General features: G+C 47.2%; 11 protein-coding genes. 8 read left to right on the forward strand and 3 right to left on the reverse strand.

Annotated features, from left to right (window positions below; genetic code table 11):
- Position 1: 1 nt before the first annotated feature.
- Positions 2 to 1,348, reverse strand: coding sequence for an MATE family efflux transporter (locus KW844_RS20035; RefSeq protein WP_255578540.1), 1,347 nt, complete (start codon positions 1,346 to 1,348; stop codon positions 2 to 4).
- Positions 1,349 to 1,426: 78 nt separating this feature from the next.
- Complete coding sequence (gene dnaB, locus KW844_RS20040; protein ID WP_218378566.1) at positions 1,427 to 2,998, reverse strand: replicative DNA helicase; 1,572 nt, start codon at positions 2,996 to 2,998, stop codon at positions 1,427 to 1,429.
- 555 nt (positions 2,999 to 3,553) lie between these two features.
- On the opposite strand from dnaB, the gene pheT reads away from it, so the two are divergent.
- The 8 genes from pheT to KW844_RS20080 all read left to right on the forward strand — a co-directional run bounded on the left by pheT (position 3,554) and on the right by KW844_RS20080 (position 11,546).
- Positions 3,554 to 5,983 carry a phenylalanine--tRNA ligase subunit beta gene (gene pheT, locus KW844_RS20045; RefSeq protein WP_218378567.1) on the forward strand — a complete coding sequence of 810 codons (2,430 nt, stop codon included), beginning with the start codon at positions 3,554 to 3,556 and terminating at the stop codon, positions 5,981 to 5,983.
- Positions 5,984 to 5,995: 12 nt separating this feature from the next.
- Complete coding sequence (locus KW844_RS20050) at positions 5,996 to 6,304, forward strand: hypothetical protein (protein ID WP_218378568.1); 309 nt, start codon at positions 5,996 to 5,998, stop codon at positions 6,302 to 6,304.
- 28 nt (positions 6,305 to 6,332) lie between these two features.
- The gene (locus KW844_RS20055; protein ID WP_218378569.1) at positions 6,333 to 6,626 is read left to right on the forward strand and encodes a cell division protein ZapA; all 294 of its coding nucleotides are present in this window, start codon (positions 6,333 to 6,335) and stop codon (positions 6,624 to 6,626) included.
- 169 nt (positions 6,627 to 6,795) lie between these two features.
- Positions 6,796 to 8,355, forward strand: coding sequence for a ribonuclease Y (gene rny, locus KW844_RS20060; protein WP_218378570.1), 1,560 nt, complete (start codon positions 6,796 to 6,798; stop codon positions 8,353 to 8,355).
- Between the two features lie 107 nt (positions 8,356 to 8,462).
- Complete coding sequence (locus KW844_RS20065; RefSeq protein WP_255578541.1) at positions 8,463 to 9,080, forward strand: DUF1080 domain-containing protein; 618 nt, start codon at positions 8,463 to 8,465, stop codon at positions 9,078 to 9,080.
- A complete protein-coding gene (locus KW844_RS20070; RefSeq protein WP_218378571.1) occupies positions 9,080 to 9,868 on the forward strand; it encodes an SDR family oxidoreductase in 789 nt (262 codons plus the stop codon). The genes KW844_RS20065 and KW844_RS20070 overlap by 1 nt, the downstream gene beginning before the upstream one ends.
- A 29-nt stretch (positions 9,869 to 9,897) precedes the next feature.
- Positions 9,898 to 10,506: a hypothetical protein gene (locus tag KW844_RS20075; protein WP_218378572.1), complete on the forward strand. Its 609-nt coding sequence runs from the start codon at positions 9,898 to 9,900 to the stop codon at positions 10,504 to 10,506.
- Positions 10,507 to 10,844: 338 nt separating this feature from the next.
- Positions 10,845 to 11,546, forward strand: a complete 702-nt coding sequence (locus KW844_RS20080) for a class I SAM-dependent methyltransferase (protein WP_218378573.1) — start codon at positions 10,845 to 10,847, stop codon at positions 11,544 to 11,546.
- Positions 11,547 to 11,621: 75 nt separating this feature from the next.
- Here KW844_RS20080 and KW844_RS20085 read toward each other — a convergent pair whose 3' ends face one another.
- A complete protein-coding gene (locus tag KW844_RS20085) occupies positions 11,622 to 13,997 on the reverse strand; it encodes an ABC transporter permease (protein WP_218378574.1) in 2,376 nt (791 codons plus the stop codon).
- Positions 13,998 to 14,091 lie beyond the last annotated feature (94 nt).

Raw genomic sequence — 14,091 nt, forward strand, 5'->3', positions numbered from 1 at the left:
CCTAAATATCTGCTTGTAATTCGAGTTTTTTCGTGCGGTGGTGAAATCTTACAAACAGCAATACGGAAGCCACCAGTAGACCAAGCAATAAGGCCCACCAGATGCCCTCTACACCAAATCCAAGTGTGATACCCAACACATAGCCCAATGGTAGTCCCAGCCCCCAATAAGCCAGCAATGTGATGATAGTTGGCACCTTCACATCACCCAACCCACGAAGTACTCCCAGTCCCACCACCTGTGTACCATCAAACAACTGGAAGAAAGCTGCAATAATCAACAGCTTGGCCGCAATCGTAATCACCTGCGGGTCCTGGATATAAAAGCGCGGTAAAATGTGGTTCCCCAACATAAACAACAGCGCCGTAAAACCCATCAGAATCAGCACCATGTGGTAGCTGGCAATGGCAGACATCCGCAGCTCTTTAAAATCCTTTTTACCGAAATTATTGCCGCTCTTAATACCCGCCGCAGCTGCAATGCCACTGGCCATCATGTAGGTCATAGCAGCCAGACTCAACGCAATCTGATGCGCGGCCAGTTCGGCAGCACCCATCCAGCCCACCATCACAGCGGCGCCGCTAAAGGCACTTACCTCAAACAAATATTGCAGGGCCACCGGCGCACCTATGCCCAGGATCTTTTTTATCTTACTAAACTCAATATTTGAAAATCCGAATGAGGTCAGGTACTCCTTAAAACGAGGGGAACGCAGCACATAAATCATCATGGTTATACCCATCAGTAAGCGGTCGGCAAAGGTGGCAATACCCACCCCTACCACGCCCATATGAAAACCATATACCAGCGTTATCCCCACCACAATATTCAGCAGGTTCCCAATAATACTGATGTTCATGGCCTGCCTGGTAAAGCCCAGCCCTTCGGCAAACTGCTTGAACGACAGGAACAGCATCAGGGGTATAAAAGAGAAACCAAGGTAGCGGAGGAACGGCCTCGCCTGTTCTACCACATCGGGTTCCTGGTTGAGCAGGTCCATCCTGGCACTGCCCCAGTAAATGACCATGGACAACAGCATGCCCACTGTCATATTGATAATCAAACTATGGCTGAGCAGGTGCCCGATTCGTTTTTTGTTACCACGACCATTCTCCTGGGCAATCAAAGGAGTTAAACCATATGACATGCCGATGCCCGTCACCATGAAAATGGAGAACAGACTGTTGCCCAGGGAAACCGCCGCCAGCGGCACCTTTCCGGTATGACCTATAATCAGGCTATCAGATAATGCCACCAGCGTGTGGCCCAGCTGACTGATTACTACAGGGTATGCGAGACTGAAATTATCGCGGTAGTGTGCTTTGTATTTTAAGTACAGTTGTTTCATGTATTCTTCTGTGAATCTTTACACAATAAAAAAAGCCGGCGATCTGTCGATGCCGGCTTTTGCAAATATCTTTATCTGCTAGAATGGTGCATCTTCAAATCCCTCGTCAAAGTCCATATCATTCATCTTGGACCCTTTCTGGATATATAATTTTGCTTCATCATTGCCACCGGCGCCGCCACCATGCTGCTGACGCATGCCTGCAAACGGATTGCCTCCACCAGGATTTTCCAGACTGCCATCATCTTCGAAGCGCTGGAATTCCAGTACAGCTCTCAGTTTGATGGTATCCAGCTGACCATTACGGTGCTTGGCTATACGCACGTGGGTTTCACCTTTGTTGGATTCACCCATTTCGTTGGTATTGATTTCATAATATTCAGGACGGTACAGGAACATTACCATGTCGGCATCCTGCTCGATCGCTCCGGACTCACGGAGGTCACTCAGCTGCGGCATCTTGTTTCCGTCTTTACGTTTTTCCACATCACGGCTCAACTGCGACAGTGCAATTACCGGTACCTGCAACTCTTTTGCGAGCCCTTTGAGGTCACGGGAGATTTTACTGATCTCCTGTTCCCTGTTGGAACCGCGGCCATCCCCACTGCCACTCATCAGCTGGAGGTAGTCGATGATAATCACACCTACACCGTGGTTATGAACGAGTCGGCGACACTTAGCACGGAGCTCGAAAATGTTGAGTGCCGGTGTATCGTCGATAAAGATGGGCGCTTTTGCCAGGCGTTCGATACCATGGGTCATCAGCTTCTTCATCTCATATTCTTCCAGTTTACCGCGGGAGATTTTTTCCAGCTTGATTTCTGACTCCGCGGACAGGATACGTTGTACGATCTGGCCGGAGGACATCTCCAGGGAAAATACCGCAGCACCTTTCGGAAAGCGGGGGTGTAAGGCTGCATTTCTTGCCAGGTTAAGGGCGAAGGCGGTTTTACCCACAGACGGACGTGCCGCGATGATGATCAGATCCGTGGACTGCCAGCCGTAGGTCACTTTATCAAGCGACGGGAACCCGGAAGGTACTCCCGTGATATCATCTCCCTTATTGCGCAGGTCCTCGATCCTTTTCATGGTGTTCACCAGTACACGGTCGATCGAATCGTAGTTCTTTCGAAGGTGATTATTGGTGATCTCAAAAAGCTTTGATTCTGCGCTGTCGAGCAGATCAAATACATCCGCCGTATCCTCGTACGACTCCGTGAGAATTTCTCCGGAGATACGAATCAGTTCCCGCTGAATGAATTTCTGCAGGATGATACGTGCATGCGCCTCAATGTTGGCCGAAGAAACTACGGCATTGGTGAGCTTCATTACCGTGTATCCGCCACCGATAGCTTCCAGAGACCCCATAGATTTGAGTTCTTCCGTAACGGTGAGGATATCGACCGGCATTGATTTGGCTGCCAGACGCGTCATGGCAGAGAAAATTAACTGGTGTGCCTCTACGTAAAAACACTCTCCTTTCAATATCTCTACTACAATATCGAAGGCACCTTTTTCCAGCATGATGGCTCCCAAAACAGCTTCTTCCAGTTCCTTAGCCTGTGGCGGTACTTTTCCGTACACTAAGGATGATACCTCAATGGACGGCTTTCTACGCACATTGCGGTCTTTCTTGAGATTGAGATCCATTTATGGTTAGTGTGTTAAAAAAAGTTAATAAAAGGTTACTGTCAATGGGCTTTTGCTATTGATTTACAATTGGTTACATGGAATTCATTCTCGCATTCCGACGTTAATTCAACTTTTAAAATTGCAAACTTTTTCGAGCCGTGCAAACTAAGGTAATCGCATTTTTTCATTTAAACCCGATACAGAAGGGACTAAATTTATTAAGCTCCAATCACAGGTTATCCACCGGCAACATGTCAGTTATCCACTGACTACACCTTAGTTATCCACCAATTTTCAAGTAATACTCAGGCAAAGGTCTGATTATTCACACACATTTGTTAAAAAAACTTTTTTACCGGGAATTTTTACGGGAAGATTTTGTGCTTCCCGGTTTTTCGGGGCGAAGGCGGTACCAGGAAAAAGCTGGACGGGATAAGAACCTGTGGCCCTTATCCAGTCCAGCTTCCGTTAATAATACCACCTCCTTTGCGGCATAATATAACGACGCTTTGCTCATCAGCCAGAAACCTTTAACTTTACGCTCCATACAATATAAATAGAGCGAACAAGAAAATGACGATTTCATACAACTGGCTGTGCGATTATCTACCGGTGAAGCCTACACCACAGGAATTATCCACCATACTGACACGTATAGGCCTGGAGGTAGAAAGCCTCGAACAATTTGAAGCTGTAAAAGGAAGTTTTGCCGGATTAGTGATAGGTGAAGTATTAACAGCAGAAAAACACCCCAATGCAGATAAACTGCGTCTCACCACTGTTAACATTGGTGCCGCAGAACCGCTTCACATCGTGTGCGGCGCTCCAAACATAGCTGTAGGCCAGAAAGTAGTAGTAGCTCCTATCGGCGCTACCATCTACCCCGTTAGTGGTGAGCCCCTGACGATGAAAAAAGCCAAGATCCGTGGCGAAGAAAGCCAGGGCATGATCTGCGCAGAAGATGAAATCGGCCTGGGTACCAGTCACGATGGTATCATGGTACTCGATCCATCCCTCGTACCAGGTACACCGGTGAGCGAAGTATTCAAGCCCGTACAGGACTGGATATACGAAATTGGCCTGACGCCCAACCGTATGGACGCGATGAGCCATATCGGCGTTGCTAAAGACGTATGCGCCTTCCTCAACAACCTGGAACACACCCATAAATACCAGGTACAGCTGCCGCAATTCAATGGTCTGGTGCCAACCGCCACAGAACTGCCTGTCAGCATTACCATCGAAAATACAGACGGTTGCCCGCGTTATGCCGGTGTAACCATCTCCGGTGTTACCGTAGGCCCTTCCCCGGAATGGCTCAAAAACAAACTGGAAGCAATCGGCGTACGCTCCATCAACAATATCGTGGATATCACCAACTTCGTGTTGCACGAAACCGGTCAGCCACTCCATGCGTTCGACTATGCTGTCCTCAAAGGCAACGCAGTAGTAGTAAAAACATTACCACAGGACACCATCTTCGTTACCCTGGACGAGAAAGAAAGGAAACTGGATGCTACAGATCTGATGATCTGCAACGGCGCCGGTGAAGGGATGTGTATTGCCGGCGTATTCGGTGGCGCACATTCAGGCGTAACAGATGCTACCCAAAACATCTTCCTGGAAAGTGCCTTCTTCAACCCGGGCATGATCCGCACCACCTCTTTCCGCCACGGCCTGCGTACAGACGCTGCCACCCGCTTCGAAAAAGGTGTGGATATCTCTAATGTCGTGTTCGCACTGGAACGTGCCGCTAACCTCATCTGTGAACTGGCAGGCGGACAAATAGCCTCTAAAGTCCACGATGTCTACCCTTCTGTAAAAAAGAAAACAGAAGTAGAAACTACGTTCGCGTATGTACGTAAACTCAGTGGTAGCAACTATTCCAACGATAAAATCAAAAATATCCTGGTCAGTCTTGGCTTCCAGATCCTGCACGAAACTGCGGAAAGCATCCGCCTGTCCGTACCTTTCAGCAAACCAGATATCAGCCTGCCGGCCGATCTGGTAGAGGAGGTAATGCGTATAGACGGCCTCGATAACATTGAAATACCTTCTAAAGTATCGATATCCCCGGCATTGTCGGCCCAGCCAGACCCGGAAAAAGTGAAAGAGAAGATTGCAGACTACCTCGCCGGCAACGGATACAACGAAATCTTCACCAACTCTATCACCAACAGTAAATACTATACGGAAGAAGTACTGGAAACAGCCGTAAAAATGATGAACAGTCTCACTGTAGAGCTGGATATCATGCGCCCTTCCATGCTGGAATCCGGCCTGGAATGCATTGGCTACAACCTGAACCGTAAAAACGAGAACCTATTGTTCTTCGAATTCGGTAAAACCTATGTGGCTAATAACGGTAAGTATTTCGAAAACAATCACTTATGCCTCTACGTTACCGGTCAGAAAACGGCTGAAACCTGGATGCACAAAGGCAGTGCGGTTGATTTCTATTTCCTTAAAGGATATGTGATCAATGTACTGGCTCAGCTCGGTTACCGTAATCTGCAATGGGTTGAAAGTGAAGGCACAGGACTCACTCCTTCCTGGGAAATAAAAGTAAAAAATCAGGTGGTGGTAACGCTGGGAGGCGTATCTTCACAAAAACTGAAACAGTTCGACATTAAACAACCCGTTTGGTTTGCAGACTTTAATTGGGATAAAATGCTGGGACTGTTGCAAAAAAGTGATAACTTTTACAAAGAAATACCTCGCTTCCCGGCAGTGCGCCGCGATCTGGCCCTTGTGCTGGACAAACAGGTGAAATTCGCCGCCGTGGAAGCCGCAGCTAAAGCAGTGAAGTCTGCCTTACTGCAGGAAATCAACCTGTTCGATGTGTTTGAGAGTGAAAAGCTGGGTGCAAACAAGAAATCTTATGCAGTTAGCTTTACCTTCCTGGATCCACAAAAAACCCTCACCGATAAAGAAATTGACAGTGTGATGGAAAAACTGGTGAAGAACTTCCAGACACAATTGCAGGCAGATATCAGAAAATAATCTGTAGAATTAATGATCCTCGAGCAAAACATACAACGTGTCGAAGAAAAACTGCACCTGCTGCTCAAAAAGATGCAACAGGTGCAGTTGGAAAATACGTTGCTGCGCGAGGAGCTCAACACCAGGCAACAAGAGTTGCAAGAGCAGCAGGGAGCAATACAACACCTGGAAGATAAACTGCAGCTGATGAAAATAGCTGCCACTACCCAGGGAGCAAACCCCGTAGCAGAAGATGATATGGCATTCCGTAAAGAGATACGTGGCAAAATCAATGATTATATCAAGGAAATTGACAGATGTATCGCTTTGCTCAATGCATAAGCGTAACCTGAAGTAAACAAGCAATACCATGGAGCAGCTCATTCCCGTAAATATCATAGTGGCCGACCGCTCATACCGAATCAAGATCAAACCGGAGGAGGAAGAGGAAGTTCGCCGTATTATGAAAGAAGTGAATGAGAAAATTGTTGATTTCAAGGCCGCTTATGCAGGAAAAGACTTGCAGGATTACATCGCTATGGCCCTCATCATGTATGCTACCCACCCAGTAACCAGCGGCGGCAAAGCACAAGCCAGCACAGCCCCATTTTTACAGGAAAAGCTCGAGAAACTGGAAGAATTAATCAACCAAGCACTGGGTTAACACGTTACACGTTGTTATACAACGAATTAGCTAAAATGCTAATAATCACGTATTAAACACGCTTTACTGCTATTTTTTTGTATTTTCGCGGGTCAGTTCTCGCCCCTGATACGCCTTTTAGGCGAACGGGGCCGGAGAATGCTACATAAATCAAGATTAAAGAAATCATATGGATGTTACACTTGCAATAACTGCTATAGCAGCTTTAATAATAGGGATTGCGTTAGGGAAGGTGATATTTGCTAAAAACACGCAGCAGAAAATTGACGAGGCCGAACAACAAGCAAAAAAAATCGTCGCTGATGCGCAAACAACCGGAGAGAACCTGAAAAAGGACCGCCTCCTGGAAGCAAAAGAGAAATACCTTCAGATGAAGAGCGAGCACGAGAAAGAAGTGCTCCAACGCAATCAGAAAATTCTGGAATCCGAAAACAGGATTAAACAGAAAGAACAAAGTCTTAACCAGAAAAATGAACAGGTTCAGAAACAGATCAACGAAAACGACGCGATCAAAGACACCCTGAACCGTCAGATGGAACTGGTAACCATCAAACGTACCGAACTGGAAAAACACCAGGAGGAACACATCCGCCGTCTCGAAAAAGTGGCTGGCCTGACCGCCGAAGAAGCGAAACACCAACTGGTGGAAAGCCTCAAGGAAGAAGCCCGCTCACAGGCCCTGGCCCATATCCAGGAAATTATCGAAGACGCCAAAACAAAGGCTAACAAAGAAGCCAAGAAAATCATTATCCAATCTATCCAGCGTACCGCTGCTGAACAGACCATCGAAAATACCATCACGGTATTTACCCTGGAAAGTGATGAGATCAAAGGACAGATCATCGGTCGTGAAGGCCGTAACATCCGCGCCATTGAAGCTGCTACCGGTGTAGACCTGATCGTGGACGATACCCCTGAAGCAATTGTACTCTCTTCCTTCGACCCGCTGCGTCGTGAAATCGCCCGCCTGTCCCTGCAACGCCTGGTACAAGACGGCCGTATCCACCCAGCCCGTATCGAAGAAGTAGTAGAAAAAACCAAGAAACAACTGGAAGAACAGGTAATGGATATCGGTGAAAGAACCGTTATCGAACTGGGTATCCACGGATTACATAAAGAACTGGTGCGCCTCGTTGGTAAAATGCGCTTCCGTTCTTCTTATGGTCAGAACCTGCTCATGCACTCCAAAGAAACCGCTAACCTTTGCGCGGTGATGGCTGCTGAACTGGGCCTGAACCCTAAACTCGCCAAACGTGCCGGTCTGTTACACGATATCGGTAAAGTACCTGACGAAGAAACAGAACTTAGCCACGCACTGCTCGGCGCTAAACTGGCTGAAAAATACGGTGAACACGCTGCTGTAGTTAACGCTATCGGTGCCCACCACGATGAAATGGAAATGCAATACGTTATTTCCCCAATCGTACAAGCTTGTGACGCCATCTCCGGTGCCCGCCCAGGTGCCCGCCGCGAAATCATGCAGAGCTACCTCCAACGTATTAAAGACCTGGAAAACCTGGCCCTCGCTCATGACGGTGTGGAAAAAGCTTACGCTATCCAAGCTGGTCGCGAACTGCGCGTAATCGTTGAATCGGATAAAGTATCCGATAGCGATGCAGACCGCCTCTCCTTCGACATCGCTCAAAAAATCCAAACGGAAATGCAATACCCTGGCCAGATCAAGGTTACCGTTATCCGCGAAAAAAGAGCGGTGAACGTTGCACGCTAATTCGTGTAATAAATTTAGAATAACAGAATTTAGATTTTATATTGAGGCCTTCGGTACTAACCGAAGGCCTTTTTTATTTTCTGTAACTCTAAACGCAAACTATTCGAATGAAGAAATCCATGTTAAAACTGCTGCTGGGAGCATGTATCCTCCTGGGTGCCAGCCAGACCTATGCACAGAAAAAAGCCATCTCACTTTTTAATGGCAAAAACCTCGACGGCTGGAAAATTTATGGTACTGAAAAATGGTACGTGGACAATGGCGAACTTATTTGCGAAAGCGGCCCGGATAAGGAATATGGCTACCTGGGCACCGACAAATCCTTCAAAAATTTTGAGCTGACCGTAGTGTTCAAACAAGAGGCCAACGGCAACAGTGGCGTGTTTTTCCACTCCTCTATCGAGGGTACCAAAATTACCGGCTGGCAGGCGGAAGTAGCTCCTCCGGATCAGCATACCGGCGGCATCTATGAGTCGTACGGCCGCGGATGGCTGATTAAGCCTGAAAAAGAGAAAGAACAATATCTCAAAATGGGTGAATGGAATACCATGAAAGTGAGAGTACAGGGCGATCAGGTAACCACCTGGCTCAATGGCCATGAAATGATCACTTTAAATGATGCTAAAATCGGCGGCGCCGACGGACAAATTGCCTTGCAAATCCACTCAGGTGGCGGCATTAAGGTAAGATGGAAAAGCGTTAAATTGGTACCATTGAAATCATAATGAGCTACCAGCAAAAAGTTATACTCATCACAGGCGCCAGCTCCGGTATAGGCCGGGAGCTGGCGTTGTTGCTTGCGCAACAGAAAGCCCGCCTGATACTCGCCGCCAGAAACACCGAAAAGCTGATCGCCGTACAGCAGGAATGCCTTCAGTATACGGCCGACTGCCAGGTACTCCCTCTGGACGTAACCGACGAAGGGCAGGTCCAAACCGCCGCCACCAAGGCCATAGCCCTATACGGCCGCATCGATGTGCTGATCAACAATGCAGGCGTTACCCAGCGTTCCAAACTGATAGATACTTCCGTAGCCGCCATCCGCACGTTGATGGAAGTAAATTTCTTCGGACCGGTGATGCTTACCAAAGCCCTCCTGCCGCAGTTTAAAGCCCAGGGAGGTGGTCAGATAGTGGTGGTTAGCAGCATGGCCGGCCTGTTTGGCTACCCCTGGCGCTCAGGCTATAATGCCGCCAAACATGCATTGAACGGCTACTTTGAAACATTACAAACCGAGCAGCCCATTCCGGAGTTATACACCACGATCGTTTGCCCCGGCAGGATACATACTCCCATTACTTTTTCAGCTATTACGGGAGATGGCAGCGCATTTGGGAAAATGGACCCGGGCCAGGCACATGGCATTCCAGTGAACGTATGCGCCAGAAAGATCATCACGGCTATGCATAAACGGCGTAAAATGGTAAAAATAGCCAGAGCAGAGAAAGTGCTCCTGTGGATAAAACGATATTTTCCTCCATTATTTTACGTGATTGCCCGGAAAGGGAATTAAATTGCAGCCTGTTTAACAGATTTACAGCAATGTCCGACTTATCTACCATAGCAGCTACCGCACCACTGCGAGATCTCCTTCAACATAACCCGCTATTTGTTTTCGCACTGAAGTCCGAAGCTACCGGTGAATTTGATGACGTGAACGCCTTGTTTGTAGGCATCGGGAAAGTGAATGCCGCCTACCACCTTACAAAAGCGATTGCTGCCAACAGACCAGGTATCATTATTAACCTCGGTTCGGCAGGCAGTAATACCTTCGAGCGTGGTACTGTGGTGTGCTGCACCCGCTTTATCCAGCGGGATATGGACGTTCGACCGCTGGGATTTGCCTTGTATGAAACCCCGCTTTCCGGTGAACCGCCATTGCTGGAATATGGCATTGCTGCCCCAGGCCTGCCTTCAGGCACCTGTGGTACGGGCGACAGCTTTGAAATAGGTCATGTAACGGACGATTACAACGTCATCGACATGGAAGCACATCCTATTGCCTGGATCGCCAAACAGGAGAACATTCCCCTCCTATGCCTCAAATACATCTCTGATGGTGCCGACGGTGCTGCTGCCGACGACTGGTCCGTAGCCGTACACCTGGCAGCCGCTGCCCTGAAGAAAGCTATTGAAGCACTAAAAAAATAGTCAACCAATAACTGGATAAGTATAGCGCCCTTCAGCGCAAAAAATATCTGATATTCACCTTTTAGCAGGCAGATCAAACAAAAACTGCCTCCTGCCATACGCTAACTGATCATCGCCTTCGGATAGCAGGAAAATCCTATGCCTTATAAAGTCATCCACTCACCTCATTTAGCAAATAACCTCCACGCATAACTCATTTTTTATATCTTTAGTTTGCCAACATGCGAACATAACACAACGATTTTAACTGTCGATAGTAGAAATGAAAACTTTAGAGAGATAACGACGGACCTACAGCCAATACTATCTACAACTGTCAACTAAAAATTTACTATATCATGTCATTGAACAGGCAAGAAATTGCAACGTCGCTGATCAACAAGCACGACTTCAAAACCTATGCGGAAATTGGTGTATTCCTCGGTAAAAACTTCTTCCCCATCAAAGCGGAGAAAAAAATTGCGATAGATCCTAACTTCAAATTCAACTGGTTCAGAAAGCTGAAACGTTCCATTAAAAATTCGTCTAACTGGAATGCTTCTTATTATGAGCTGGAGAGCGACCGCTTCTTTGCAGAAAAAGCACAGGCGGTTTTCCAATCCAGGAAAATCGGAGTATGCCTGGTAGATGGGATGCACGAATATCATTTTGCGTTGAGAGATGTAGAAAACGCCGTGCAATACCTGCAAGAAAACGGGGTGATCATCATGCATGACTGCAACCCTGCTACAGCCACTGCTGCCAGTACTTTCAGCGAATGGGAAGCTCGTGGATTCAAGGACAACTGGAATGGTGATGTCTGGAAATCTATCGTACATATGAGAAGCACGCGTAAGGACCTGAATGTATTTGTGCTGGATTGTGATTTTGGACTGGGCATCGTGACTAAGGGCCAGCCTGAATCCATGCTGAATTTCACACCGGAAGAAATTGAAAAAATGACCTATGCTGACCTGGAAAAGAACAGGGAAGCATGGTTAAATCTTAAACCGGCGTCGTACTTCTATGAATATTTCGGCGTGCAGCAAGCCGCGAAATAGCCGCTGAACGGGGGTTACATCTCCCTGAATATTATTGGTAACCCGGCAGGACTTCGCCAGTCCTGCCGGGTTTTTTCATTCTGATTTCAGGCTTTTCAGCGGTTGCTGTGCAGCTGCTCTCAGCGCTTGAAAACTCACCGCACCAAGAGTTAGTGCCATCGTAATAGCAGCGGACATGCCGAATACCCACCAGGCCATATTAACTCTGTAGCTATAATTAAGCAGCCAGTTGTGCATGAAATAATAAGCAGCACCAAAAGAGAGTGGCATAGCGATCAGTAGGAGTGTTACAAAATCGCGGGACAATAACCGCCAAATACTAAAAATACTGGCGCCCAGCACCCTCCGGATTCCCATTTCTTTTGTACGCTGTTCCACCATATAAGCCGCCATGCCGTATAGACCAATGGCGCAAATAAATATAGCCAGGAAAGAGAAAATACCTACCAGCTTGCCAAAGCGTTGCTCCGCTCCAAATTTCACCTGGTAATCCCTATCTACAAAACTGTAATCGAAAGAGTCGTTAGGGTTAACTTCTCTAAAAATTGTTTCAATTTTTGCCATGGCAGTTCCTATACTCATTTCAGGATTGATCCGCACCAGGAGCTGTGTACCCGGATCATTTGAAATATGATAGAATGTAGGACGGACGGGCTCAAAGGGAGATTCTGCGATCACATTTTTCACAATCCCAATGACATGATAAGGCTCGTTATCCCAGGTAACGGTAGCGCCGATTGTTGCTTTCAGCCCCATATACTTAGCGGCACTTTCATTAATTACAAATGCGTTGGAATCGCTGGCATAATCCGCCGAAAAATCCCTGCCGGCTACAAACTGCCACCCTACGGTGTTTCCGTAATCATGTGACACCCCTTCATTGGGAAAATCCAGCGCTACCGCCTCGTTTTTACCAGCCCAGTTGAAGCCGCTATTGGTATTCCATACCGAAGTTACAGGACTCCAGGCTTCTGCTATAGCCACTGCTGCACTGGATTCCAGCAGTTTAAGCTTTAGTAATGCGTAATGATCATGTAATACATTGGTGTGCATTTGTACAGTGATCAGGCCATTACTGTTGTAGCCTACAGGTCGCTCTGCGCCTAGTTTTACCTGCCTGTAAACTACTATTGTAGCGATCAGCAATACCATGGCAATGGTGAACTGGGACACGAGCAGTACCTTCCTGGGCCCTACGGCAGCCTTTCCTGCCCGGAAAGTACCTTTCAGAACCTTCACCGGCTTAAAGGAAGATAGGTACATGGCGGGGTAGCTACCTGCCAGCAATGCCACTCCCACACTAAAAACAATTGTAAAACCCCAGAAATAAATACTTCTCCAGGGCATTACTATCTCCTTATTACTAATAGTGTTAAAATAGGGTAATAATAGCTGTATCGCCAGTGCCGACAGCACCATGGCGATGATAGTAAGCAACAGTGATTCGGTAAAAAACTGAAGAATCAACTGCCGGCGCCGGGAGCCTACTGCTTTACGCACTCCTACTTCTCTGGCTCTGGTCTCTGACCTTGCTGTACTTAAATTCATGAAATTAATGCAGGCCAGCAGCAAGATGAAAAAGCCGCTGATACCCAGCAGCCAGAGGTATTGGATCTGGCCTCCGCTATTTACACCATTTGAAAACTCATTATAGAGATGCCATTTTTCCATGGGCTGCAGGAACAGTTCCGCATGAAAAATTTTCTCCTCCACATGCACATGATTGTACTTTACGTCTTTGATAACCGCTGAAACCTGTTCCATGGTGGTATTTGCGGCTAACTCCACATACACCCGGTAAGAATTGGCCCGCCAGGGATTGGGGCGCTGATCCAGCTGCTGTAACCGGGCATACTTTTTCCAGGGCAGTATGAATTTTACTGCCGCAAATGCACTGCTGGCAGGGAAATCAGGATAAATACCTATCACTTTCGCGGGTTGATCCCCATCTATTATCATGGTTTTATTGAGGGGATCATCCTCTCCAAAGCAGGCGTGGGCGAGGGATGCCGCAAGCAGTATGGTATTGGGATCAGAGAGATTCTTATTGCCGGCAACCTGCATCCGCAGCATATCCGGTAATCCCTGCTCACAATAAATACCGGTGTTACTAAGATGTTTAGTGCCGGCGGTGAGTACATGCGTCTGGTCCCATGTGGCGAGGGATACCTCCCGGAAATAGTTACCATAGTCCTTACGCAAGGTAGCTGCAACAGGAAAAGGCATGTTATTGCCTACCCCGATGCTACCGTTGGCGGTGGTACGCTGGTAGATCTGCGCTATACTTTTATAGTTATTGAACTGCTTATTATAATTCCATTCATCTGCAATCCAGCAACCGATGAGTAGTACCGTAACGATACCCGAGGCCAGGCCAGCAATATTAATAATTGTAAAGACTTTATGTTTCAGGAGATTTCGAACAGCTATTTTCAGATAGTTTCTCAGCATGGAATGCGGTATTAATGACCGACTTGCACCTAAAAGCGCACCAAAATCTTAATACACTGAACATCAATAAATTCAATAGCAAATCAGTTTTGAA

This window comes from Chitinophaga sp. sic0106 (assembly GCF_019219075.1).
Lineage (GTDB): Bacteria > Bacteroidota > Bacteroidia > Chitinophagales > Chitinophagaceae > Chitinophaga.

Excerpts from the sequence above, each read along its gene's own strand:
- KW844_RS20035 (WP_255578540.1), bottom strand. The coding sequence starts at position 1,348 with ATGAAACAACTGTACTTAAAATACAAAGCACACTACCGCGATAATTTC.
- dnaB (WP_218378566.1), bottom strand. The coding sequence starts at position 2,998 with ATGGATCTCAATCTCAAGAAAGACCGCAATGTGCGTAGAAAGCCGTCC.
- pheT (WP_218378567.1), top strand. The coding sequence starts at position 3,554 with ATGACGATTTCATACAACTGGCTGTGCGATTATCTACCGGTGAAGCCT.
- KW844_RS20050 (WP_218378568.1), top strand. The coding sequence starts at position 5,996 with ATGATCCTCGAGCAAAACATACAACGTGTCGAAGAAAAACTGCACCTG.
- KW844_RS20055 (WP_218378569.1), top strand. The coding sequence starts at position 6,333 with ATGGAGCAGCTCATTCCCGTAAATATCATAGTGGCCGACCGCTCATAC.
- rny (WP_218378570.1), top strand. The coding sequence starts at position 6,796 with ATGGATGTTACACTTGCAATAACTGCTATAGCAGCTTTAATAATAGGG.
- KW844_RS20065 (WP_255578541.1), top strand. The coding sequence starts at position 8,463 with ATGAAGAAATCCATGTTAAAACTGCTGCTGGGAGCATGTATCCTCCTG.
- KW844_RS20070 (WP_218378571.1), top strand. The coding sequence starts at position 9,080 with ATGAGCTACCAGCAAAAAGTTATACTCATCACAGGCGCCAGCTCCGGT.
- KW844_RS20075 (WP_218378572.1), top strand. The coding sequence starts at position 9,898 with ATGTCCGACTTATCTACCATAGCAGCTACCGCACCACTGCGAGATCTC.
- KW844_RS20080 (WP_218378573.1), top strand. The coding sequence starts at position 10,845 with ATGTCATTGAACAGGCAAGAAATTGCAACGTCGCTGATCAACAAGCAC.
- KW844_RS20085 (WP_218378574.1), bottom strand. The coding sequence starts at position 13,997 with ATGCTGAGAAACTATCTGAAAATAGCTGTTCGAAATCTCCTGAAACAT.